The sequence below is a fragment of the Guopingia tenuis genome (genome assembly GCF_014384805.1).
In the GTDB taxonomy this organism is placed as follows: domain Bacteria; phylum Bacillota; class Clostridia; order Christensenellales; family Christensenellaceae; genus Guopingia; species Guopingia tenuis.
Map to the genome: position 1 here is coordinate 393,764 of NZ_JACRSS010000001.1, position 24,071 is coordinate 417,834.

General features: G+C 54.5%; 16 protein-coding genes. All 16 read right to left on the reverse strand.

Annotated features, from left to right (window positions below):
* Positions 1 to 3: 3 nt before the first annotated feature.
* On the reverse strand, positions 4 to 342 hold the full coding sequence (locus H8693_RS01955; protein ID WP_249279570.1) for a hypothetical protein: 339 nt from the start codon (positions 340 to 342) through the stop codon (positions 4 to 6).
* 101 nt (positions 343 to 443) lie between these two features.
* A complete protein-coding gene (gene ftsY / locus H8693_RS01960) occupies positions 444 to 1,343 on the reverse strand; it encodes a signal recognition particle-docking protein FtsY (RefSeq protein WP_249279571.1) in 900 nt (299 codons plus the stop codon).
* Between the two features lie 23 nt (positions 1,344 to 1,366).
* Complete coding sequence (smc, locus tag H8693_RS01965) at positions 1,367 to 4,915, reverse strand: chromosome segregation protein SMC (RefSeq protein WP_249279572.1); 3,549 nt, start codon at positions 4,913 to 4,915, stop codon at positions 1,367 to 1,369.
* A gap of 136 nt (positions 4,916 to 5,051) precedes the next feature.
* On the reverse strand, positions 5,052 to 5,372 hold the full coding sequence (gene trxA / locus H8693_RS01970; RefSeq protein ID WP_178621653.1) for a thioredoxin: 321 nt from the start codon (positions 5,370 to 5,372) through the stop codon (positions 5,052 to 5,054).
* Positions 5,347 to 5,814 (reverse strand): SoxR reducing system RseC family protein, encoded by a 468-nt coding sequence (locus H8693_RS01975; RefSeq protein ID WP_249279573.1) that lies wholly within the window; start codon positions 5,812 to 5,814, stop codon positions 5,347 to 5,349. The genes trxA and H8693_RS01975 overlap by 26 nt, the downstream gene beginning before the upstream one ends.
* On the reverse strand, positions 5,811 to 7,592 hold the full coding sequence (gene aspS, locus H8693_RS01980) for an aspartate--tRNA ligase (RefSeq protein ID WP_249279574.1): 1,782 nt from the start codon (positions 7,590 to 7,592) through the stop codon (positions 5,811 to 5,813). The genes H8693_RS01975 and aspS overlap by 4 nt, the downstream gene beginning before the upstream one ends.
* A gap of 31 nt (positions 7,593 to 7,623) precedes the next feature.
* Positions 7,624 to 8,901 carry a histidine--tRNA ligase gene (hisS, locus tag H8693_RS01985; RefSeq protein ID WP_407926333.1) on the reverse strand — a complete coding sequence of 426 codons (1,278 nt, stop codon included), beginning with the start codon at positions 8,899 to 8,901 and terminating at the stop codon, positions 7,624 to 7,626.
* Positions 8,902 to 9,025: 124 nt separating this feature from the next.
* The gene (gene hemZ / locus H8693_RS01990) at positions 9,026 to 10,483 is read right to left on the reverse strand and encodes a coproporphyrinogen dehydrogenase HemZ (protein ID WP_249279576.1); all 1,458 of its coding nucleotides are present in this window, start codon (positions 10,481 to 10,483) and stop codon (positions 9,026 to 9,028) included.
* Positions 10,471 to 11,118: an MBL fold metallo-hydrolase gene (locus tag H8693_RS01995; RefSeq protein WP_178621643.1), complete on the reverse strand. Its 648-nt coding sequence runs from the start codon at positions 11,116 to 11,118 to the stop codon at positions 10,471 to 10,473. The genes hemZ and H8693_RS01995 overlap by 13 nt, the downstream gene beginning before the upstream one ends.
* Before the next feature lie 9 nt (positions 11,119 to 11,127).
* Entirely contained in the window at positions 11,128 to 11,577 is a 450-nt protein-coding gene (dtd, locus tag H8693_RS02000; protein ID WP_249279577.1) for a D-aminoacyl-tRNA deacylase, read from the reverse strand.
* 8 nt (positions 11,578 to 11,585) lie between these two features.
* Positions 11,586 to 13,736: a RelA/SpoT family protein gene (locus H8693_RS02005; RefSeq protein ID WP_249279578.1), complete on the reverse strand. Its 2,151-nt coding sequence runs from the start codon at positions 13,734 to 13,736 to the stop codon at positions 11,586 to 11,588.
* Complete coding sequence (recJ, locus tag H8693_RS02010; protein ID WP_249279579.1) at positions 13,720 to 16,152, reverse strand: single-stranded-DNA-specific exonuclease RecJ; 2,433 nt, start codon at positions 16,150 to 16,152, stop codon at positions 13,720 to 13,722. The genes H8693_RS02005 and recJ overlap by 17 nt, the downstream gene beginning before the upstream one ends.
* 72 nt (positions 16,153 to 16,224) lie before the next feature.
* Positions 16,225 to 17,145: a protein translocase subunit SecF gene (gene secF, locus H8693_RS02015; protein ID WP_249279580.1), complete on the reverse strand. Its 921-nt coding sequence runs from the start codon at positions 17,143 to 17,145 to the stop codon at positions 16,225 to 16,227.
* On the reverse strand, positions 17,142 to 18,431 hold the full coding sequence (secD, locus tag H8693_RS02020; RefSeq protein ID WP_249279581.1) for a protein translocase subunit SecD: 1,290 nt from the start codon (positions 18,429 to 18,431) through the stop codon (positions 17,142 to 17,144). Before secD ends, secF begins: the two co-directional genes overlap by 4 nt.
* Before the next feature lie 196 nt (positions 18,432 to 18,627).
* Complete coding sequence (locus tag H8693_RS02025) at positions 18,628 to 23,004, reverse strand: PolC-type DNA polymerase III (RefSeq protein WP_249279582.1); 4,377 nt, start codon at positions 23,002 to 23,004, stop codon at positions 18,628 to 18,630.
* Between the two features lie 20 nt (positions 23,005 to 23,024).
* Positions 23,025 to 24,068, reverse strand: coding sequence for a flavodoxin-dependent (E)-4-hydroxy-3-methylbut-2-enyl-diphosphate synthase (ispG, locus tag H8693_RS02030; protein ID WP_249279583.1), 1,044 nt, complete (start codon positions 24,066 to 24,068; stop codon positions 23,025 to 23,027).
* Positions 24,069 to 24,071: the final 3 nt, after the last annotated feature.

The window sequence follows — 24,071 nt, forward strand, 5'->3', positions numbered from 1 at the left end:
GCTTTAATCCTCCCAAATGCTGCGGGCTTCGCGGAGCGCCTCCAGCATCTCCTGATTTCCCTGCCGCTCTGCCAGGGCCTCCATCCGGGCCAGGACTCCCATGGAACGGGCAAACCGCTCATAGATCCGCAGGCTCTTTTCCAGCTCCCGGAGCCGGGCAATCCCCCGTTTGACGGCATCCAACGCCGCCTGCCGGGTAACCCCCTGGTTCTCCGCAATTTCCGAAAGGGAATAATCCAGATCCAGCTGCATATGCAGCGCCTCGCGCTGCTTCTGCGTCAGCAGGCCGCCATAGATATCCAGGAGCAGACTGTCCCTAAGCTCCTCTTGTTCCTCCCGCACGGCGCTCTCCATCCCCTTCCTTGGTGACAAGGCCCAAGCCTTACCAACTAAGTATAGTGCCTTTTTATCAGGGTGTCAAGTATTTTTTCTTTACACCCTGTTCAATCCAGCAGGGCCTTTGCAAATTCCTCCGGCTGGAAGCGCTGCAGATCGTCGATCCCCTCGCCCACCCCGATATATTTCACGGGAATTCCCAGCTCCTCTTTGATGGCGCAGACAATGCCGCCTTTGGCCGTCCCGTCCAGCTTTGTCAGGATAATGCCCGTGATCCGGGAAACGCCGGCGAACTCCTTTGCCTGGGAAATGGCGTTCTGCCCGGTGGTTGCATCCAAAACGAGATAGGTTTCCCGCTCGGCCTCCGGATATTCCCGGTCGATCACCCGGCTGATCTTATCCAGCTCATTCATCAGATTCTTTTTATTGTGAAGCCGGCCGGCCGTGTCACAGATGACCACATCTGTACCGCGGTGCTTGGCGGAATCGATGGCGTCATAGACCACGGCCGCGGGGTCATGGCCCTCGCCGTATTTAACAATGGGCACATCCGCCCGCTTCGACCAGACGGTGAGCTGCTCCGCCGCGGCCGCCCGGAAGGTATCTGCCGCCGCCAGCAGCACGCTTTTTCCTTCTTCTTTATATACATGGGCAATTTTGCCGATAGAGGTCGTCTTGCCCACGCCGTTTACCCCGACGATCAGAATGATTTTGGGATATTTTTCTTCCGGCGCATCATATTCCACTAACTGCCGGATGATTTCCGCCAGCGCCCGGCGCACTTCCTCCGGCTCCCTGATGCGTTCTTCCTTGATGCGGTCCCGGAGCTGCGCGATGACCTTTTCGGTCGTGGGAACCCCCATATCGCAAAGAATGAGCGTTTCCTCCAATTCCTCCAGCAGATCCTCATCTACTCGGGTAAATGCCGCGAATACGCTGTTCAATTTCCCGGAAATGTTTTCCCGCGTCTTGCTCATGCCGCTTTTCAGCTTTTCAAAAAATCCCATGTCGAGTCTCCTTTGCTATAAATTCAATTTAATTTCACCGATACCAGCTTGGATACGCCCTTTTCCTCCATCGCCACGCCATAGAGGGCATTGCAGATGGTCATCGTGGGCTTGCGGTGGGTAATGACGATAAACTGGGTCGTGTCGATCCGCGTCAGATAGGTGCTGAAGCGGATAACGTTGGCCTCGTCCAGCGGAGCGTCGATCTCATCCAGCAGACAGATGGGCGATGGGTTGATCCGAATCATGGCGAACAGAAGGGCGATGGCCGTAAGCGCCCGCTCCCCGCCGGAGAGCAGGGAAATATGCTGCAGCTTCTTTCCCGGAGGCTCGGCGGCGATTTCAATGCCGCACTCCATGATATCTCCTTCCCCAAAGGACAGGGCCGCCCGGCCGCCGCCAAACAGCTCCTGAAAAATTTCCTGGAAATTCTCATTGATCCTGTCAAACCGTTCCTGAAAGGTTTCGCGCATCACGTTCATTAGCTCGCCGATCACCCGTGTCAGGTCCGCTTTTGCCTTCAACAGGTCTTCTCTTTGCAGCGTCAGTCCCGTCACCCGCTCTTGAAGGCGGTTATAGTCCTCGATGGCATTGGGGTTGATAACCCCCAGCTCCCGCACCTGGGCGCGGATATCCTGCACTTCCCGGCTGGCCTCCTGGAATCCGATCTCTATGCGCGCCTCCAATGCGTCGCCATAGGTCATTTCATATTCTTCCCATAATTTATTCCCCGCCGTTTCCATCGCCAGGCGGACTTTTTCCAGCTGGGATTCCACCTTATATTTCCGCTCCAGCAGGCCGGACTGCCGCATCTGGTATTCCATACTCTGCTTTTGCCGGCCGGACAGGGCTTCCTTTAGCCGGCGCGTCTCTTCCTCATTTTCCAGCAGCTTTTCCCGCAGGATCTGCGCCTCTTCGCCTTTTGCCGCCGTTTCCTCCTCATTGTGGGAAATAGCCCGGGAGAGATCCTCCCTCTGGCGCTCCAGAACAGCAATTTGCTCCATGCGTCCAGCCATTCCGCTCTCTGAGCGCCGGATCTCTTCCAGAATCCGCGATTCGTTTTCTCCCGCCGCCTCGGCTTCCTTGGAAATCTCGGCCTGCCGGATCTGCACTTTCCCAATTTCCCCGGCAATAGAGGAAACCGCCGCTTCTGCCCGGGCTACCGCATCGTCAAAGGACGCGGCAGCATCCTGAAGCTCCTCCCAACGTGCTGTCAATGCCTGGAGCTGTTCTTCCTCCTCTGCCGCATTCTTCCGCATTTTTTCCGCGCCCTGGTCAAATTCCTGATAGGATTCCTCCAGCTGGGCAAGCTGCTTCTCTTTTTCCGCCTTATTTCGCTCTTCTGCAGCAATTTTCTCCCTCTGCTCCGCAGAGGAAATTTCCAGATCCCGCAATTTTTGCAGCAGTTCCCCGCTCTGTTCCCGCATCTGCCGGGTCACGTCCTGCGCCTGCGCCAGCTCTGCCCGGGCTGCTTCCACACAAACGCGGTTTTCCTGGATTTTTTTCTGCAAAAGCTCGATATTCCGCTCCCGGGAGAGCAGCCCAAACTGTTTTTTCGTCTGGCTTCCGCCCGACATCGTGCCTCCCGGGCGGATGATATCCCCTTTCAGTGTGACAGCACGAAAGCTATAGGAGGACTTCTGCATGATGGAGATGGCGTTTTGCAGCGTATCCACGATCACCGTCCGGGCCAGCAGGAATTCCACTGCCGGCGCCATTTTTGCATCAAACTCCACCGCTTCGCTGGCAACCGCCAAAAATCCCGGCATGGAGGCGCATTCTTTTTCCTGCTCCGTCAGATAGCTGACCCGCAGGGCGTCCAGAGGCATAAACGTCACCCGGCCCAGATTTTCCCGGCGCAGAAATTCGATGACGTCCTTGGCGTCGTATTCATCCTGCACAATGACGTTTTGCAGAGCGCCGCCCAGCAGCGTTTCAATGGCCACCTCATATTCCGCAGGCACGCGGAGAATCTCCGCCAGTGTGCCCCGAATTTTTTCGCGGATCTGCGGCTGTTTTCTGGCCGCCCGCATTAGGTTTCGGATGCTGTCCGAATACCCCTCATATTCAGCCTTCAAATCCTCCAGCAGCTTCTTTTTGGAAATGTCCTCGTCCAGCCTTTTCTGGGCAGAGACCATTTTCTGTTCTGCCGCCGTCTCCGATGCCTGGGCCTTGATCAGCTTGGAATTATTCTCATTCATGGCGGCAACAATGGCGCCCTTTTCCTGGAATACCTCCACCATCTGCCCCTGTTGAGCCTGAATGGCAGCCTGACAGCGAGCTAGTTCGTCTTTTGCCAAGGCGATCCGGTCTTCCAGCGCCGCCTTTTGTTCGCTCAGTCCCTCCAGCTTTGCCTGCCAGACAGAGATTTCTCCCTTTTTCGCCGTGATTTCACTATGCAGAGAATTCCGCCGCTCACTATAGGCGTCGCGGTTTTTCCGCTCTTCCTCTTGCTGCTTCACTGCCTGGCTCCGCTTTTCTTCCAAAGCCGTGAGCTCTGCCGCCGTCTTTTCCATTTCCCGGCCCAGCTCGGCCTGCTTTTCCTCAATAGCGTCCTTCTGCTCCAAAAGGGCACGGGACGCCTGTTCCTCCTCCTGGCATTCCTGCCGGAGCCGCTGGGCTTCCCGCCCGCAGTTGGCCTGTTTTTCCAAAAACAGATTGTGTTCCCCGCCCAGACGTTCCATTTCAGCCTGCAGGGCACTTTGCTGTTCCAGCAGTGCGCTGCCCTGGGCCGAAAGCTCGTCTATCTGTTTTGTCAGCCGCTCCACCTCGCCGCTGTCCTCTCCAAACTGCGCCTGCCCTGCTCCAATTTCCTGCTCCAGCTGGCGCTGTTCTTCCTCCAGCTTGGCAATGCGTCTCTCCGCCCGTTCATAATTGGCGACAAACAGGCTGGCGTCCAGCTCTTTCTGCCGGGCAAACAATTCCAGATAGCGCCGGGTCTGGCCGGCCTGGATCTCCAAAGGCTCCAGCTGGGATTGAAGCTCCTCCAGAATATCCTCCACCCGCACCAGGTTTTCATCCGTCTTTTCCAGCTTATGCTCGGCCTCTTCCTTGCGGGTGCGGAACTTCATAATTCCCGCCGCTTCCTCAAACACTTTGCGCCGGGCAGTGGGCTTGCTGGCAAGAATCTCATCGATCCGCCCCTGCCCCACAATGGAATAGCCCTCCTTGCCGATGCCGGTATCCCGAATGATATCCAGAATATCCTTCAGGCGCACTGATGCGCCGTTCAGGAAATATTCGCTTTCTCCGGAACGGTACATCTTCCGGGCAATGACAATCTCGCTATAATCATAGGGGATGCGGCGATCCTCATTATCAAAATATAACGCCACCTCGCAAAAGGCCTTTTTGGCCTTATTCTGCGTCCCGTTAAAGATCACGTCCTCCATCTTGATGCCCCGCAGGTTTTTGCTGCTCTGTTCGCCCAGCACCCAACGGATGGCGTCGGCAATGTTGCTCTTTCCACTCCCATTAGGACCCACAACCCCAGTCACCCCGCTGTTTATGAGGATTTCCGTCCGGTTGGCGAAGGATTTGAAGCCGTTGATCTCTATTTTTCGTAAAAACATACTATTTCTCCCGAAATACTTTATAATAAATGACATAGAATTTTCATATTCACAGTTTTTTATCATATCATATTTTTTGCAATAAAAAAAGGCCGGAAAGCCATTCTTCCCGCCTTTTTTCGCGTTTTTCTGCTTTTTATAGCGCCTGGCTGATAAAATCCTTAAGTGCCTGCTTATTGATCACACCCATATTCTTTTTGATGGCCTTGCCATCTTTAAAAAGAATAATGGTGGGGATGCTCATAACCTTGAATTGCGAAGCCAGATCGCTGGCCTCGTCCACATCCACTTTTCCAAAGATAACCTTATCCCCCATCTCTTCTGCAACCTCATGGAAAATAGGGGCAAACATCTTGCAGGGGCCGCACCAGGTCGCCCAGAAGTCGACGATAGCGGGCTTGTCCGCCTGCAGAATCTCCTGCTCAAAATTTTCAGCCGTCAGTGTTTTCATATCCATTTTGCATTACCTCCCCGGATTTTTCAACTGCAACCATGCGAAAGGTGTTTTTCAGCCGGCGGCGGAACCGTGGCTCCAGGATATGTAGAATTCCAAAAGCCGCCGCTGTGAGCCCCAGGCCCAGAAGCGCCGCCAAAATATCCCCTGGCATGGAAATCTGCATCGTATTACTTATATAATACCCCAAAAATACGCCAATAACCAAAAACAAGAGCGGAATTCCATAGGCAATGAGAGAAGACCGCAGAGAATTGCCCGAAGAAAATTCTATCTCCACCCTGTCTCCCGGAGCCGCCCGCAGCGTATTTTTTACGTCTACGGTAATTTCACTCATATCCTTGAGCATTCCGCATGCCTGGCACTTTCCGCAGGCAGAGGACCGTTTAAAAACCACATAGGCCGTCTCTCCCTCCACCCGGGACACCACACCCCGCTCGATCATTGCTGCGGGAGCAGGCCAATGCCCAGCTCTTCCAGCTGCTTTTCATCCACCTGCGAGGGCGCTTCCGACATCAGATCCGAAGCATTCTGCACCTTCGGGAAAGCGATAACGTCCCGGATGCTCTGGCATTTTCCGAGGAGCATGACCAGCCGGTCCAGGCCATAGGCCAGGCCGCCGTGGGGCGGCGTTCCATATTTGAAAGCTTCCATCATAAAACCAAAACGGTTCCATGCCTCTTCTTTAGAGAATCCCAGGGCCCGGAACATGCGCTCCTGCAGTTCTGCATTATGAATTCGGATGCTGCCACCGCCGATCTCATTGCCGTTTAAAACGATATCATAGGCCTTTGCACGCACTTTCTCGGGCTGCGTTTCCAAATATTCGATATCCTCGTCCATGGGTGCGGTGAAGGGATGGTGCATGGCGACATAGCGCCCTTCTTCCTCGCTATATTCAAACTGGGGAAATTCCGTAACCCAGAGAAGGTCAAAGCGGTTCTCGTCAATGAGTCCCAGCTTATGCGCCAGATGCAGCCGCAGCGCCCCCAGCGAATCAAACACCACTTTATTGCGGTCGGCGACAAAAAGGAGCAAGTCTCCCGTCTGGGCGCCGGTCCGTTCGGTAATCGCCGCAATTTCCTCTTCTGTCAGGAATTTCGCAATGGGTGAAGCCATTCCCTCTTCCTTGAAATTCATCCAGGCAAGCCCCTTGGCACCATATGTCTTGACAAACTCACCAAGAGCGTCGATTTCCTTGCGGGAAAGCCCGGCTTTTTTCGCGTTGATGCACCGTACGCTCCCGCCGTTTTCCACGGCACCGCTGAACACCTTAAAGGAGCAGCCTTTGGCGATATCGCTGATATCCATGAGTTCCATGCCGAACCGGGTATCCGGCTTGTCGCTGCCATAGCGTTCCATGGCCTCCTGCCAGGGAATCCGCCGCAGGGGCGTTTTGATATCTATGCCCATCACGTCATGAAATACCCGCTGAATCAGCCCTTCATTGATGGCGATGATATCTTCCACCTCCACAAAGGAAAGCTCCATATCGATCTGGGTGAATTCCGGCTGGCGGTCGGCCCGGAGATCCTCATCCCGGAAGCATTTGGCCAGCTGGTAATACCGGTCAAATCCCGAAACCATCAAAAGCTGCTTAAAAATCTGCGGAGACTGGGGCAGCGCATAAAACGCGCCCTTATGGATGCGGGAGGGAACCAGATAGTCCCGGGCGCCCTCCGGCGTGCTCTTTTGCAGCATGGGCGTCTCGATTTCCATAAAACCATTTTCATCCAAATATTTACGCACAGTCATGGCGATTCTGTTGCGCAGGATAAAGTTTTTCTGCATATCCGGCCGGCGCAGGTCAAGATAGCGGTATTTCAGCCGCAGTTCTTCCCGGACGTTGGAATTCTCCTCGATTTCAAAGGGCGGCGTCTCGGCTTTGCTCAGAATTTTAAGCTCCTCCACCTTTACTTCGATTTCCCCGGTATGCAGATCGGGATTGACATTTTCCGGCGTCCGGGCGACGACCTCGCCCTTTACGGCGATGACAAACTCCGCCCGCAGGCTCTCCGCCCCGGAAAAATCCCCCGTCTGGTCGTTTTCATCAAACACCAGCTGTATAATGCCGCTGCGGTCCCGCAGCCAGACAAAAATCAAACCGCCCAGATTGCGCCGGCTGTCTACCCAGCCCATAAGGGTCACTTTTTTTCCAATATCCCGGGAGGAAAAATCCTCGCACATGCCCGTCCGTTTCCAACCGCCTAATTGTTCGCTCATTTGTCTTTTTCCTTTATGTTGATATATGATTTTAATTCAATTCTTCCGCCAGGGTTTCGAGAGAAATCTCCCGCTCCTCGCTGGCCGCCATATTCCGCAGCTTGATTACGCCCCGGTTCAGCTCATCTTCGCCCAAAACCGCGGCATACTGCGCCTGCAGCTTATTGGCATATTTCATCTGCGCCTTGAGGCTCCGGGCGCTGTGATCCATATCCGCGGAAATCCCCGCATCCCGCAGCCGCTTCAAAAGGCCAAAGCCATAGGTCCTGGCCTGTTCTCCCATGGTGCAGAGAAACACTTTAAGTTCCTCAGGCCGGGGGATCTCAATTCCGGCACCCTCCATGACCATCAAAAGCCGTTCCATACCCATGCCGAAACCTACGCCCGGCATCTCGGGACCGCCGATCTGGTGCAAAAGACCGTCATAACGGCCGCCGCCGCAGACTGTTCCCTGGGCGCCGATCTCATGGGAAATGATCTCAAATACCGTTTTTGTGTAATAATCCAACCCCCGGACAATATAGGGATTGATTTTGAAGGGAATCCCGATCTCGCTCAAATAGCTTTGCAGATGCGCAAAATGCTCCTGGCAATCCTCGCAGAGGGAATCAATGATGCGCGGCGCACCCGCAGCCACCTTTTTGCATTTTTCCTCCTTGCAGTCCAAAATGCGCAGAGGGTTTTTCTCCAGCCGTTCCCGGCAGGTTTCGCAAAGCTCGTCCTCCCGCGCCCGGAAATATTCCACCAGCGCCGCGTTATATTGAGGCCGGCAGTTGGGGCAGCCGATGGAGTTGATGTTCAGCTCCAGATTATGCACGCCAAAGTGGTTGAGCACCGTCCAGGCCAGGTTGATGACCTCCGCGTCCGTCGTCGCATCCTTGGCGCCAAAGACCTCCACGCCAAACTGATGATGTTCCCGGAGCCGCCCGGCCTGGGGATTTTCATAGCGGAATACCGAGAGAGCCAGATAATACATCTTCGTGGGCTGCGGGCCGCCGGCCAACCCATGCTCAATAAAGCTGCGGGCCGCCCCCGCCGTCCCTTCCGGCCGCAGAGTAATGGAGCGCTCCCCTTTATCTAAAAAGGTATACATCTCCTTCTGCACGACATCCGTCGTATCCCCCACGCCCCGCTGAAACAGCTCGGTATGCTCGAACATGGGCGTCCGAATCTCCTTATAGTTAAAGCGTTTGGTGATCTCCCGGATTTCGTTTTCCAAATACTGCCATTTATAGCTCTCCTGGGGCAGCAGATCCCGCGTCCCCTTCGGTGCCTTAATATCCAACTCTGTTTTCCTCCTTTTGCGCATCCACCAGCAAAAAGTCCGTTTTCTTCAAACGGACGGCAAGCTCTCATGAAAGTCAAAAAATCCCTTTATATGCGCTTTTTATTATACGGTTTCCCCGCTGAAAAGTCAATAAACCCCCAGCCTTTCAAACTGGCTCGCAAAACAGCTTTTTCTTCCGCTCCGCCATTTCCTCCACCCGTGCGATATAGCCGGGAATATCCTTGACGCAGGGAGCCCGCTCAATGCGCGTTTGAGCGCTGGGAAACACCCGCTTGGAAATCGCGCCCGCCCCAAAGGCCAGAATGCTGCACGTTTCCTCCATAATATCGATATTGTAAATACATTCGGTGCCCGGCCGTGCATAGCCGATATTCTCCAAATTGCCCGTCATATACTTTTGCCGGTACATATAATAGGGCGCATAGCCGCCTTCCGCCAGCCGCGCCATGCTCTCGCTGAGCATCTGTTCCGCCTGCGCTCCCGAGGCAAAGCGATGGGCGTTGGCCATGCCAAAGGCCGAGGCCCGCTTGATCGCCAGGGTATGCACAGTAATATTCTCCGGATTCTGCGTCATGACATCCTTGACAGAGCTGAGGAACATCTCCGGCGTCTCTCCCGGAAGCCCCAGAATCAGATCCATATTGACCGCCTGAAAATCATAGCGCCGGGCCAGTTCCGCCGCCGCAAAAAACTCCCGGGCCGAATGGCTGCGGCCAATCCGCTCCAGCGTAGCGTCGCATGTGGTTTGGGGATTGATGCTGATGCGGTTTACCCCCATGGATTTCAAAATATCCAGTTTCTGCGCCGTGATGGTGTCCGGCCGTCCGGCCTCCACGGTAAACTCCGGCGCGGCAAATTCCGCCCCTGCCCGCACCACGCGTTCCAGTTGCTCGGGGACAAGAGCGGTAGGCGTCCCGCCGCCGATATATACGCTCCGCACATGATAGCCACCGATAATTTCCCGCAGCAGACCGATCTCCCGCAGGAGCGCATCCACATATTCCCGCTCTCGGTCGCCCTTTTTGCTGGTAAGCGCCGAGGAAAAGGAACAGTAAGCACACCGGGAGGTGCAGAAGGGAATGCCGATATAGATATCCAGCTCAGTGGGCGTCACCGAGTCGATCACTGGGCGCTGGACGCCGCAAATACTCTCCAACAGGCGGATTTTTGGCTGGGATACGTCAAATTCTTCCCGGAACAGCCGTTCCGCTTCCGCCTGCCCCTCCTTTTCCCAGGTTTCCCGCATGAGCTTGGTGGGCCGGATGCCCGTTAAAGACCCCCAGGGCTTTTCCTCTCCCGCAGCCTTGACAAGTGCGCGGTATATGCATATCTTTGCGGCCCGCTTCCGCATTTTTTTATATTGCAAAACAGACGAAGGCTCGGCTGCCTCCGCCTCATAAGCGGCTTCGCCCGCCGGCGATCCATCGCGATAAACCCGGCAGGTGTGGAAAAACGGATTCTCCGCATCCTGCCGATGCCAAATCGTGTATCCCCCGGCGAGGATCGTGTCTTCATATGCAATTTTCCGCACGTCAAAAAACAGCCGGATCTCGTCGCAAAGATCGTTGGAAAACTCCGGCGTGTTGGTATTTAAAACGACCATTCTGCATTCCCCATAAACGGATTGTTGTCCTTTTCAAATTGGAGCGAAGTGGAGCCCTCGTGCCCGGGATGGACAATATAATCCTTCTCGATTTTTTTCAGCAGCTCCATGGATGCGTTCAGATTCTCCATACTGCCGCCGGGAAAATCCGTCCGACCGGCGCTCAGGTTAAAGAGCGTGTCGCCGGAAAATAGATAATCCCCCGAAAGATAGCAAACGCTTCCCGGCGAATGTCCAGGCGTGGAAAGCACGACGATTTCCATGCCGGCCAGATGCAGCTTTTCCACGTTTTTCATCTGCTGCTCCGCCGGCGCCGTCTGCACCCGAAGACCGCCCATCATAGCGCTCATGTTTTTTTCCGGATCCGAAAGCATGGGAGCATCCGCCGCATGGATATACACTGGAGCATGATAGTGTTCCCGGACGGCGCTCACGCCCGCGATATGGTCAAAGTGCCCATGGGTGAGCAGAATTGCCCTGCAATCCAGCTTTTCCTCCCGCAGCACCTTGAGAATTCTCTCAGAATAAAAGGAAGGATCGATGACCACGGCCTCTCCCGTATCCTCCAGAAAGAGGATATACGTATTTACGGAAAGCGGCTGACTGACAATTTTGATTACCTGGCTCTGCCCCATAGTTGCCCCCTAAAAAAGTTTTCTGCTGTCCAATAGAATCGTCACGGGCCCGTCATTGATGGATTCCACCTGCATATCCGCCTGAAACACGCCGGTCTTACAGGGAATCCCTGTTTCCAAAAAAACGGCAACCGCCGCATCATAAAGCTCCCTCGCGGCCTCCGGCGCACCAGCCCGGATATAGCTAGGCCGCCGCCCCTTTCGCGCGTCTCCCATCAGCGTAAACTGGGAAACCAGAAGAAGCTCTCCCCCGGCATCCAAAACCGAGCGATTCATCTTTCCCTGGTCGTCTCCAAAAATTCGCAGATGCAAAACCTTGTCCACAATATAATCGATATCCTTTTTCCCGTCCCCGGTTTCCGCCGCCAGAAGCACCAGAAGGCCCCGTCCGATGCGGGACACCTCTTCCCCGCCGATAGCGACGCCGGCGCGGGAAACCCTTGTCACAACTGCACGCATAGCTTTCCCTAATTGTTCACCCGGAAAACCTCAGTCACCGAAGGAATCCGGCGGATTTTTTCCATCAGAGCCTGCAAATCCCGGATAGCGGCCACTTCAAATTTCAAGTTGATGCAATAGTCTTTGTTCTTCATGCTCCGGGCATTGATCGCGGCGATAGAATATCCAAGGGAAAACATCAGCTGGGAAATCTCCGCCAAGAGCCCAGGAGTATCATGACCGTTGATCTGGATCTCCACCATATATTTCGCCGTCTCTTCGCTGCCCCAGGCAACCTCAATCCGGCGCGCCGGCTCAAAATCCACGTCATTGATATTCGAGCAGTCCGCCCGATGCACGGAAACTCCCCGGCCCCGGGTCACATAGCCAATGATCTCATCCCCGGGAAGGGGGTTACAACATTTGGCCAGCCGCACCACCATATCCGGCTGCCCGCGGACGATGACTGCATCATGCCCGATGGACTTGTTCCCCTTGGGGGGCTGTTTTACCACGACAGCGTCCGAAATATGGTTTTCCTTGCGGTATAGCTCAATGAGGCGGGAAAGGATCTGGCTGGCCGCAAGGCCGCCGTATCCCACCGCCGCATACATATCGTCGATATTGTTGAGGGTATATTTTTTATAGATTCCCTTCAGCCATTCCGGCTTCAGGAGCGTATGCAGCTCATATCCCAGGCGCTTGGCGCCCTGCTCCAAAGCCTCCCGGCCTTTATGGATATTCTCTTCCTTGAGTTCCTTTTTAAACCAGGCCCGGATCTTGGAGCGCGCCGCCGCAGTTTTCACCATGGATAGCCAGTCCCGGCTGGGGCCTTTGCTGTTGGGATTTGTCATTACCTCGACGATATCCCCAGTTTTCAGCTCATAGTTCAGCGGAACAATGCGTCCATTCACCTTCGCCCCCACACATTTGTGCCCGATTTGCGAGTGAATGCTATAGGCAAAATCGAGAGGAGTGCTCCCCTTCACCAAATCCTTTACGTCGCCCTTGGGCGTGAACACAAAGACGTTATCCGAAAAGAAGTTGATCTTCAGGGCCTCCATGAATTCCCGGGAATCCTTCATGTCATTCTGCCACTCCATAAGCTCCCGGAGCCACGCCAGCTTCTTATCCAGGTCGGTCTGTCCCGTCGTGCCGTCCTTATATTTCCAATGGGCGGCAATGCCGTATTCCGCCGTCTTGTGCATTTCAAAGGTACGGATCTGCACCTCAAAGGGCTTGCCGTCCGTGCCGAGCAGGGTGGTGTGCAGCGACTGATACATATTCTGCTTGGGAACAGCGATATAGTCCTTAAACCGCATGGGAAGCGGCCGCCAGATGGTATGCACAGCGCCCAGAACGCCATAGCAGTCCTTCACGGTTTCCACAATAATCCGGACGGCCACCAGATCGTATAACTCTTCAAAGGTCTTTGCCTTTGTTTTCATCTTTTTATAGATGCTATAAATATGCTTGGGCCGGCCCTCAATTTCAGTTTTTATGCCCAGAGGCGCCAGCTTTTCCTTCAGGGTTGCAATGATTCCGGCAATATAATTCTCCCGCTCCGCCCGGGTGGAATTCAGCTTCGCCGCAATATCAAAATACGCCTGCGGTTCCAAATATTTCAGGGACAGATCCTCAAATTCCCATTTGAAGGTGTTGATCCCCAGCCTATGGGCCAGCGGCGCATAAATTTCCAGCGTTTCCTTTGATTTTTCCCGGCGTTTTTCCTCATTTTTATAATCCAGCGTCCGCATGTTGTGCAGGCGGTCTGCCAGCTTAATGATAATGACGCGGATATCCGAGGCCATGGCCAGAAACATTTTCCGAAGGCTTTCGGCCTGGGCCTCTTCCTTGGATTGAAAGCCGAACCGGGTCAGTTTTGTGACGCCGTCCACGATCCGCGCAATTTCCGGGTTAAATTCCTTTTCGATTTGCTCCAGCGTATATTCCGTATCCTCTGGAACGTCGTGCAGCATGCCTGCGCAGATGCTGATGGAATCCAAGCCCAACTCCGCCAGAATCCGGACAACTTCATAGGGGTGGATGATATATGGCTCGCCCGAGGCACGCAACTGCCCCGCATGGGCCTTTTCCGCCACATCAAACGCCTTTTCAATGAGCGGATCGTTTCCATATGTCGGATAACTCTCGATGAATTTTTTATAGTATTCCGTCATGGCTTCCTCCCCCTTTCTCCATGATTTCACGGGCTGCGGCAAAAATTCGGCTGTTTTCTGCCCGAATCGCCCCTTTCTGATAGTTAATGTGTATTTTATCACTTTTTTTCAATTCTAGCAACGCTTGTTGCGAAAAAACATGCAGACAAAACCACATTTTCTTCTCGCTGGCATCCGGCATTTCTCCGCAGGCCAAACGGAGAAAATCGCTCATTTTATCGACACCGCGCCGGCCCAGCTTCCGGCAGGCACGTTCCACCGCCTCGCGGTATGCCTCCATCTCCTCTTCACCGGCGAAATATTCGTGAATTTCCCGTTGATAGGCCGCCAGCATTCCTTCGGGGAAATAGACTGTACATGCCTCGCGGGGGATTTTCTCCAAATAGGAGAAACAGCCCGCAAGGTACACATGGTTATAATTATGCAGATCCGCACCATTTGGGCAAAGGCTTATAAAATTGATGGCCGAATCCGCCAAGGCATCCCGGCGCTTTACCTGAAAGAGCTCCGCAAGCTCCGGCGCTATCTCCAGGATCTCCTGCGCTGCCCAGGCCGTATCCGCCAGCACGGCGGTTCCAAACAGACTTTGCTTTCCTCTCTCCCTCAACTCCGCCGCCAGAGATTCCTGGTCTTTGATAACTCTATAATCGCCGGGATTTTGCAAAAATAAACGCAAACCGGAGATTTCCCGCAAAAAATCCCGCATATATAGCCGCTGGTTTTCCGCAACTACCTCCTTGCCCCAATGATCCTCCCGCTCTTCCATCCGGCGGACGATCATCTGGGCTTTTTTTCGGCCCCGAAACTCGTTGACTGAAACGCTCCCCAAAAGGTCATATGCCAAACCCGGCTGCAAATGCTCTGTAGAACGGAACCGAAGAAATTCCGCCCCGCTCCCGTCAACGGAAAATTTCTGATGCTCTCCCGTCTTTCCCAAAGAAGAAACACTTCCGATCTGCACCTCCGGAAGATAGAAAATGGGGCTCTCGTTTCCCATGCCGAATGGCTCCAAAAGCTCCAGCTGGGCGGCAAAATCCAGGTCAATCTCCTCCGGACGCAGTTCCAGATCGCAGACTGCCTGGGGGATAAAATCGCTCTCGGCATATTTTTCGCGGCAAAATGCGTCTACCGCCTCCCACACCTTTGGCAGCTTTTCCGCCTGTATGGATAATCCCGCAGCCTGAGAATGCCCGCCAAATTTGATATATTCCCTCTCCTGGGAGGCCAGGATTTCATAGAGATTCACCGGGGGAATGCTTCGGGCCGAGCCTGTCAGCATATCTCCGTCCCGGGAAAAAATAACCGTGGGGCGGCAAAACCGCTCGGCAATCGCCGAAGCCGCCAAACCGACCACACCCTTGTCCCAGCCTTCCCCGGCCAGCATGATCGTGCGCCGCTGAGACAGATTCACATCCCGGCGCACCATCTCTACCGCTTCCCCGATAATTTTTTTCTGCCGTTCCTGCCGCGTCCGGTTCAGCGCATCCAGATGCAGGGCAGATTCCCGCGCCTCCTCCATTGTCTTTGCGGTGAGCAACGAAAGCGCCGCCCGGGCATGCTCCATGCGCCCCGCCGCATTGATGCGGGGCACCAGGATAAAGCTCACTCCATAGGAGGCAATTTTTTTCAGATCAAGCGACGCCGCCTGGGCCAAAGCCTGAAAACCGGCCGCCGGCTGTTTGCGCAGCTTGCGAATCCCCAGAGCAGCCAGCGCCCGGTTCTCTCCCCGCAGGCTTACAATATCACCGATGGTGGCGACACCCGCTAGGTCTATAAGCGCATAGGCTTTTTTCCCCAGCATGGCAAAAGCCAGCTGAAAGGCGACGCCAGCCCCGCAAAGCTCCCGATTGGGATATTCCTCCCCCGGCAGCTTTGGGTTCAATATATAGGGTGTATCCGGCAGCTCGCCGCACTCGTGATGATCCAGAATAATGGTATCTACCCCGAGCATTTTCGCCAGCGCCACGTCCTCCACGCTGCGTATGCCGCAGTCCACAGTAATGAGCAGCTGGGTTCCTTCGTCAATCAGGCGCTGTACCGCCGCGCCATTGGTTCCATATCCCTCCAGAAAACGGTCGGGCTGATATACCCGCACCTGCGCCCCCATTTCCTTCAAAAAAAGATATAAAATGGCCGCCCCGCACGTCCCATCGCAGTCATAGTCGGCATAGACCGTTATCTTCTCTCCTCGTTCCAGAGCAAGACGGATGCGTTTTGTAACCCGCCCCATATTCTGAAAAAGAAAAGGATCGCAGAGGCCCTCGGGTCCTGGATGCAAGAATTCCCAGGCTTCTGAAAGAGAAAAGCCGCGGCTGATGAAAAGGCGCGCAACAGCGGGCGAAATATGCAGCTGCTCCTGATATTCCGCGATTTGATTTTCCTTTGGGGTCTGCATTTCCAGAAGAGATACTTTCAATCGGTTCCACCTTTTTCAAATTCACAAAGAGGCGGTCTGAAACCGCCTCTTTTCGTATACTTGTTATTTTTCTTACCGAATGGCTTTGACGCGTTTGCGTCCGCCGACGCCCTGTTTGCCGAACTTCTCCAGAAGCAGCATCCAGATGGATCCCGCCAGCAAATTGGAGCTGTAGGTTCCGACGATAATGCCCACGATGATGGGAAGGGCAAAAACCTTGATGGACTCAACGCCGAAAATATACAGGGCAACGATCATAATTAAAGTCGTCAGCGATGTATTGATGGTGCGTTCCAGAGATTCCTTCACGCTGCGGTCAAGCAGCTTCGCCTTGGTGTATTCCTTGGGGTTCAGCGTCCGCATGTTTTCCCGGACACGGTCAAAGATAATCACCGTCGCGTTAATGGAATAGCCCACGATGGTCAGGCAGGCGGCGATAAAGGTGCTGTCCACCTGAATACGGAAAATGCACATGACGCAGATCATAATGATAACGTCGTGAACAAGTGCCAATACAGCACCGATACCCGAGAACAGGTCAAACCGAATCCAGATATAGATGAGCATGAGAACGGATGTAATCACCACTGCCATCACCGCGCTGGTAATGAGATCGCCGCTGGCCGTTCCACCCACGGATTCAATGCCCTCATAGCTGGCATTGGGATAGATCTTCTGGATATTTTCCACCATCTGCAGGGCCAGGCTCTCCTCCGTGGCCTCACTGCCGCTGTTTTGAATCCGGATAACCGCCTCGGTCATATTCTCCCCGGCTTTGACGACTGAAACATCCCCGGAAATCCCATCCACTTCCAGAGCTGCCTGGCGGACAGCCTCGGAATCATAATCCTCATTTATTTTCACGGTAACCAGCGATCCGCCCGTGAAGTCAATTCCCAGATTGAGCCCGCCGCAGGAAAAGCCCACAATAAGCGCGGCGACAACGAACAAAATGATCAATAAGGTAAACCATTTAAAATTCTTTAAAATCATTCTGCTTCGCCTCCTTTAACTTTCTTCTTGGGAAAATACATTCTTTTCCCGTTGGGGGCAATGGCTGCCAGCAGATATAAGAGGCCCTGGGTCACGACCAACGCCGTGAACAGGGAAACCACAATGCTGATCCCCAATGTGTAGGCGAAACCCTTGATGGAGCCGGTTCCATAGATTCCAAGGACGAAAGCCGCAATCAGCGTCGTCACGTTGGAGTCGACAATAGCGGTCGCCGCCTTATGGAAGCCGGCCTTGAGGGAGCTCCGGAGCGTCTTTCCCGTATAGAATTCCTCTTTCACCCGGGCGAAAATGACGACATTGGCGTCAACCGCCATGCCGACGCCCAGAATGATACCGGCAATACCGGGCAGCGTTAGCTGGATTTCAAAGAGGGCCAGCACAAACAGCACCAGCGTGATATAGCATACCAGAGCGATATCCGCCATGAGGCCGGGCATGCGGTATACAACAATCATGAACAGCATCAGCACTGCCAAACCGACCAGGCCGCCCAAAATGCTGTTCTGCAGAGCTTCGTCGCCCAGCGTTGCGCTGATGGAACGCTGTTCCAGAACTTTCAGATCCAGCGGAAGCGCGCCGCTCTCGATCTGCATGGCCAGCTCTGTGGCGGTAGCCTGCGTGAAATCTGAGCTTTCGATAATTCCCGAGCCTCCGGAGATTTCTTGGGAAACTGTCGCCTGGGAGATCGTCTCGCCATCCAACGTGATGGTGATATAGCGGTTGCTGGATGCCTGGGCCAGCTCTCGGGTTGCCTCGGCAAACGCCTCGCCGCCCTCCTGGGTCATCTCAAAGGAAACCACGTATCTTCCGGTTTCATTGCTGACCATCGGAGTCGCTGACACCAGATCCGAGCCCTCCAAAATCACCGTGCCATCCGGCTTCAAAAATTGCAGCTTGGCAGGCTTTCCGATGAAGTCAACAATCTCGCTGGGATCCTGAATTTCGCTTGTCTCGTTGATGGGGACCTCCACACGGATGCGGCTGGTTCCCTGGCGGGTAACTGTCGCTTCCGTGAACCCCTTGTCATCCAAACGGGTGCGGAAGATTTCCATGGCACCCTCGATCTTTGTATCCAGATCCTCCACCGACGGATCCGCCGCCTCATACACGATGGACACGCCGCCCGTCAGATCCAGGCCCTGCTTGATCGCCCGCAGGGGCGTGAATTCCTTAACTCCGAAAGATACGCCAAATACAACCAAGTAAGTACTTGCAAAAATCAATATCACTACTAAAAGCAATAGCAGCAGTTTGCGTACTTTCATATACTTTTCTCCTCTCTATTGATAATTGCAGGCACTTTCCCGCTGCCTGGCAGTTGCCTTTTATCCAAAAGCTAGCATGAGTCACGCAAAGGAAATCCTGCTCCCCGCCGCCTGTTATGCAAAGTAAGCTATGGATAAACGGACTTATATATTATATAACGTTCCCGTGGATTCGTCAATAAATCGGTCGGGGAAATTACATCATATCGAACATGGATAACTGGGCCTTCTCCGGCAGGCCGGCCAGGCAGCCCATCTCCTTCATGACGTCTATGACCGACTGGGATATTTTGCAGCGCCGCTTGAGTTCCTCGATAGACATGAAGTCCTCCTGCGCCGCCTCATATTCCAGGGCCTCCGCCGCCTTTTCCCCCAGCTTGGGGATGGCGACAAAGGGCAGGCGGATGTTGTCTCCCTCCACGGTAAACTTCTTTGCCTTGCTCTTTTTGAGATCGACGGAAAGGAATCCGATCCCCCGGGCAAACATCTCGTTGACCAGCTCAAGAATCACCTGTAAGCTCTTTTCCGTGTTGGACGCCTTAAAGCCCAAAGCCTCGATCTCATCGATCCCCTCCTGGACCCGCTGCGGACCGCTCAGCACATAAGAAGCGTCAAAATCGCTGTACTTCGTGGTGAAATAGGTCGCGTAATATTCCTTTGGATAATGCACCTTGCAGTATGCGATGCGCAGCGCCATCACCACATAGGCCACGGCATGGGCCTTGGGGAACATGTATTTGATCTTCTTGCAGGAATCGATAAACCAATCCGGGATGTTGTTGTCGATCATGGCCTTTTCCATCTCTTCGGTGAGGCCCTTTCCCTTCCGGACGCTCTCCATGGTGAAAAAGGCCAGCTGCTTATCCACTCCATGAGCCGCCAAATAGTTCATAATGTCGTCCCGGGTGCAGATACATCCCGAAAGCGTCGTCGTCCCGGAAAGGATCAGATCTTCGGCGTTTCCCTTCCAAACGTCGGTTCCATGGGAAAGCCCGGAAATGCGCACCAGCTCGGCCAGCGTGGTCGGCCGGGTATCGTCCAGCATCTGCCGGGTAAATTTCGTGCCGAATTCGGGAATCCCCAGCGTCCCCACGTCTACCCCGCGGATTTGCTCCGGGGTGATCCCCAGCGCCTCAGTGGAGCGGAACAGAGACATGGTTTCCGGGTCGTTCAGCGGAATTTTCAGCGGGTCAAAGCCGATCAGATCCTGTAACATACGGATGGTCGTCGGGTTATCATGGCCGAGAATATCCAGCTTGACCAGAATATCGTGCATGGAGTTGAAGTCAAAGTGCGTCGTGACGGTGTCCCGATCCAGCTTATCCGCCGGCTTCTGCACTGCCGTGAACTCATAAACCTCCCGGTCCCGCGGCACGATCACCAGGCCGCCGGGATGCTGGCCGGTGGTCTTTTTGATGCCGCAGATTCCCGTGGCCAGCCGCTCGATCTCCGCATTGCTCACGGTCATTTCCCGCTTTTCCAGATATTTCTTCACGATCCCGATGGCCGTGTTCATCTGGATTGCGCTGATGGTTCCCGCCCGGAACACATGCGTCTCGCCAAACAGCTCTTCAATATATTTATGGGCCTTGCCCTGGTATTCCCCCGAAAAGTTCAGGTCGATATCCGGAACCTTCTCCGCATGCAGGCCCAGGAACACCTCGAAGGGGATATCATAGCCGTCCCGGACATAGGTTGCCCCGCACTTGGGGCAGACAGCCTCGGGCATATCCACGCCGCAGCCGTATTTTTCCCGGTCGACGTTGAAATCCGAATGCTTGCACTTGGGGCAGCGGTAATGCGGCGGCAGCGGGTTTACCTCCGTGATTCCCGTGGCAAAAGCCGCCAAAGAGGAGCCGACAGAACCCCGGGAGCCGACGAGATATCCGTCGCTCATGGACTTCGCCACCAGCTTCATGGCGATCCAATAGAGAATGGAAAAGCCATGCTTGATAATAGAACCCAGTTCCCGCTCCAAACGGTCTGCAATCATCTGGGGCAGCGGGTCGCCATAGAGCTCGTGAATGCGCTTATAGGCCGCCTCCTGAATATCTTCTTCCGCGTGGTCGATGGAGGGCATGCAGGTCTCCCCGGGGAAAAGTTCGATTTCCTCCGTCATTTCAGCGATGGCGTTGGGATTATCCACTACCACCTCCATGGCCTCTTCCTCGCCCAGATAGGCGAATTCCTCCAGCATTTCATCTGTCGTCTTGAAATAGAGGGGCGCCTGCGTATCCGCATCCTTGAAGCCCAGGGAATCCATGATGATGGCCCGGAACTGGGCGTCCTGAGGGTCCAGAAAATGACAGTCCGTCGTGGCCACCGTCATCTTCCCCAGCTTTTTGCCCATGTCATAAATCCGGCGATTGATGCGGTTCAGCTCCTCCCGGTCGGCCACAGTCCCCTCCCGGATCATGAATTCGTTGTTGCCGTGGGGCTGAATCTCCAGGTAATCATAAAAATCCATTACTCTGGCCAGTTTATCGTCGTTCAGCCCGTCCAGAACCGCCTTATATACCTCGCCCTGTTCGCAGGCCGATCCCACGATCAGCCCCTCCCTATATTGGTTAATGTAGCTTTTGGGAATGCGGGGCCGGTTATGGAAAAACTGAATATGGGCAAAGGAAATCAGCTTATAGAGATTGATAAGCCCGGTTTTGTTTTTGCAGAGCAGGATCGTGTGATAGGGCCGCGCGGATTTGCTCAGCGTCTCCGTGCTGGCCATGAGGTTCATGCCCCGCAGCGTCTCAGTCCCGTTCTGCGCCCGGATCTCCTCAAACATTTTATAGAGAATTTTTGCCGTGGCCTCCGCGTCATCCGTCGCCCGGTGGTGATTGAACGTGATGCCATAGTGGTTGGCCAGACGGTTGAGCTTATGGGTTTTGAGCTGGGAAAGATGCGCCCGGGCCACCCGCAGGCTGTCCAGCACGTCGTTTGTAAAATGGATTCCCAGTTCTTCTCCCTTTCCAAAAACAAAGCTGGTGTCAAAATCCGAATTATGAGCCACCAGGCAGGAGTCGCCCACAAAGGCATGAAATTTTTCCAGAACCTCGCGTTTTCCCGGCGCACCCTGAAGCATGTCGTCGGTGATTCCGGTGAGGCTGATGATATTATAGGGAAGCCGCTGCCCCGGATCCACAAAGGAATGGAAGCTCTCAAGAACCTTATTCTTGCAGACGCGCACCGCTCCGATCTCGATGATCTCGCAGGTCGAAGGGCGCAGACCGGTGGTTTCAATATCAAAGACGACAAATTCATCATCAAAGGAATAATCCCGCTTCCCCTCATAGACCTTTTTGCTGTCGTCCACCATATAGGCCTCCATGCCATAGACGACCTTGATCCCACATTTTTTTGCCGCGTTCGCGGCCTCCGGAAACGCCTGCACCACGCCGTGATCCGTGATGGCGATGGCCTTATGCCCCCATTCCGCCGCCCGGCGCACATAATCCGCCGCCGGCGTAATGCCGTCCTGGGCGCTCATATTGGTATGGAGATGCAATTCCACACGCTTTCGCTCGCTGGTGTCCATGACCTTTTTCTTCTCCACCGGCGCCATATCCGTTACGTTGAAAATAAAGCTCTTGGCATAGGTATCAAAGGCATAATTGCCCCGCACGCGGTAGTTCTGCCCTTTTTTGATCTCCCCAGCCGTCTGCGACTGGTCGCCCCGGAAAAACTTCTTGCATTGGATGGAGGAAGTCAGATCCGTCAGGTTGAACAACAGAATCGTGTATTTGTTCTCTTTGAGCAGTTTAACCTCTGTGGAAAGCACCTCGCCTTCCACCACAGCGTCCTCATCCTCCACCAACTCTTTCATCGGCACTGGCTGCTGGTTGATTTTGGACACGATAAGGGAATTTCCCTTTCGGCCGGAACCGCGCGAAGGCGCAGACGGGCGCTCCGAAGGTTTCGCCGCCGGCTTCGGAGCCGGCGCGGCAAAGGGCACAGGCGCAGGTTCGGCTGGCGCCTGCTTTTTCAAATGCGTATTGAATAATTCCTCGTTATGCTGCACATCCGCCTTCTCCACGGCGGCGCAGGCCAGCTCCTTAATTTTCAGCTCCAGGCCAAAAAAGTCCGCCAGATATGCCTCCAGCTTTTCAGCCACACCCAGGCGCCGGACCAGATCCGGCCCCAGCTCCCGGCCAAAGGAGATATTCAGAAACGCACCTTCCCTCTCCACCCGGGATTCGTTGACAAAAGGCAAAAGCGCCGGTTCGCAGGCAATCATAAACTCCTGCACCTGCTTTTCCAGCAAGGCGCCATCCCCCAGCAGCGGCTCTCCCGGCTGATGCAGCACTATCCGCAGGTTCTCCGGCAGCGCCGTCAGCTCCTTTTTCAAAAATGCCTCCAGTGATAAGAAATCCATCATGGAAAATACGGTTTCTGAGCGCAAAAAGAGGACATATTTCGCCAGCGAACGGCTATATGCCATCTTCTCATATTCCACCCCAGAAAATCTTTGCCGCTTTTTCAGGGCATTTTCAATTATCTGTCTGCGCTGCTCGTTCTTTCCCGCAGCAGCCGGTGCCAGTGCTTCCGGGCGTGCGGCCGCTTCTCCTGTCTGTGCCATGTTTCCTCTCGTTCTTTCCCTTAAGCCCACTCGGCCAGAATCTTCTCCAAAAGCTCCTGAAAAGCGGAAAACAGCTCGCTTTCCTTCACCTTTTTATAGGGAGCGCCCTTAATGAAAAGCAACCCCTCTCCATTTCCTCCGGCAATGCCGATATCCGCATCCCTGGCCTCTCCCGGGCCATTGACAGCGCATCCCATCACGGCGATTTTCAGGGGGACATCAATGGTCTTGACCATCTCGCCGACCCGCCGGGCCATGGCCTCGATATCGATGCGGGTCCGGGCGCAGGTCGGGCAGGACACCACCTCCGGGCCAAAGGGACGCACGCCGCTGTAGCGAAGAATATCCTTCGCCACCCGAACTTCTTCCACCGGATCGCCCGTAATGGAGACGCGGATGGTATCCCCAATGCCGTCCACCAGCAGGGCCCCGATTCCCATGGATGATTTGATGACCGATGTTTCCCGGATACCCGCTTCCGTCACCCCCAAATGCTGGGGATATTCACAGATTTCATGAAGCCTCCGGCAAGCCCGGATGGTTTCGGGAACGCTGGAGGATTTCAGCGAAATTACGATATCCTGGAAATGCTCCTTTTCCAGCATCCGCACATTTTCTAGCGCGCTCTCTACCAGAGCCTCATGCTTGGGCCTGTCCCAATATGCCTTGCCAATCGAGCCGGAATTGGCGCCTACCCGCAGCGGAACATGGTGCATCTTGGCCGCCGCAACGACTTGGCGCACCTTATCCTCGCTTCCGATATTGCCCGGATTGATGCGCACCTTATCCGCCCCGGCCTCCATAGCGGCGATGGCGATTTTATAATCAAAATGCACGTCCGCCACCAGCGGGATGCTTGTCTGATCCTTGATTGCCCGAAAGGCCCGGGCGCTTTTTATATCATAGGCCGAAAGGCGGACGATTTCACAGCCCGCCTCCTGCAGTGCGGCAATCTGCGCCACGCTCGCCTCCACATCCGCCGTATCCGTATTGGTCATGGATTGGATGGCAACCGGCCGTCCGCCGCCGATAATCACACCACCAATATTTACTTTCCGCGTCATTGT

Coding starts and splice junctions, on each gene's coding strand:
- dtd (WP_249279577.1), bottom strand. CDS start 11,577: ATGCGTGCAGTTGTGACAAGGGTTTCCCGCGCCGGCGTCGCTATCGGC.
- smc (WP_249279572.1), bottom strand. CDS start 4,915: ATGTTTTTACGAAAAATAGAGATCAACGGCTTCAAATCCTTCGCCAAC.
- H8693_RS01995 (WP_178621643.1), bottom strand. CDS start 11,118: ATGGGGCAGAGCCAGGTAATCAAAATTGTCAGTCAGCCGCTTTCCGTA.
- hisS (WP_407926333.1), bottom strand. CDS start 8,901: ATGCGCAAAAGGAGGAAAACAGAGTTGGATATTAAGGCACCGAAGGGG.
- ftsY (WP_249279571.1), bottom strand. CDS start 1,343: ATGGGATTTTTTGAAAAGCTGAAAAGCGGCATGAGCAAGACGCGGGAA.
- H8693_RS01975 (WP_249279573.1), bottom strand. CDS start 5,814: ATGATCGAGCGGGGTGTGGTGTCCCGGGTGGAGGGAGAGACGGCCTAT.
- trxA (WP_178621653.1), bottom strand. CDS start 5,372: ATGGATATGAAAACACTGACGGCTGAAAATTTTGAGCAGGAGATTCTG.
- aspS (WP_249279574.1), bottom strand. CDS start 7,592: ATGAGCGAACAATTAGGCGGTTGGAAACGGACGGGCATGTGCGAGGAT.
- H8693_RS02025 (WP_249279582.1), bottom strand. CDS start 23,004: ATGGCACAGACAGGAGAAGCGGCCGCACGCCCGGAAGCACTGGCACCG.
- hemZ (WP_249279576.1), bottom strand. CDS start 10,483: ATGGTCGTTTTAAATACCAACACGCCGGAGTTTTCCAACGATCTTTGC.
- secD (WP_249279581.1), bottom strand. CDS start 18,431: ATGAAAGTACGCAAACTGCTGCTATTGCTTTTAGTAGTGATATTGATT.
- H8693_RS02005 (WP_249279578.1), bottom strand. CDS start 13,736: ATGACGGAATACTATAAAAAATTCATCGAGAGTTATCCGACATATGGA.
- ispG (WP_249279583.1), bottom strand. CDS start 24,068: ATGACGCGGAAAGTAAATATTGGTGGTGTGATTATCGGCGGCGGACGG.
- secF (WP_249279580.1), bottom strand. CDS start 17,145: ATGATTTTAAAGAATTTTAAATGGTTTACCTTATTGATCATTTTGTTC.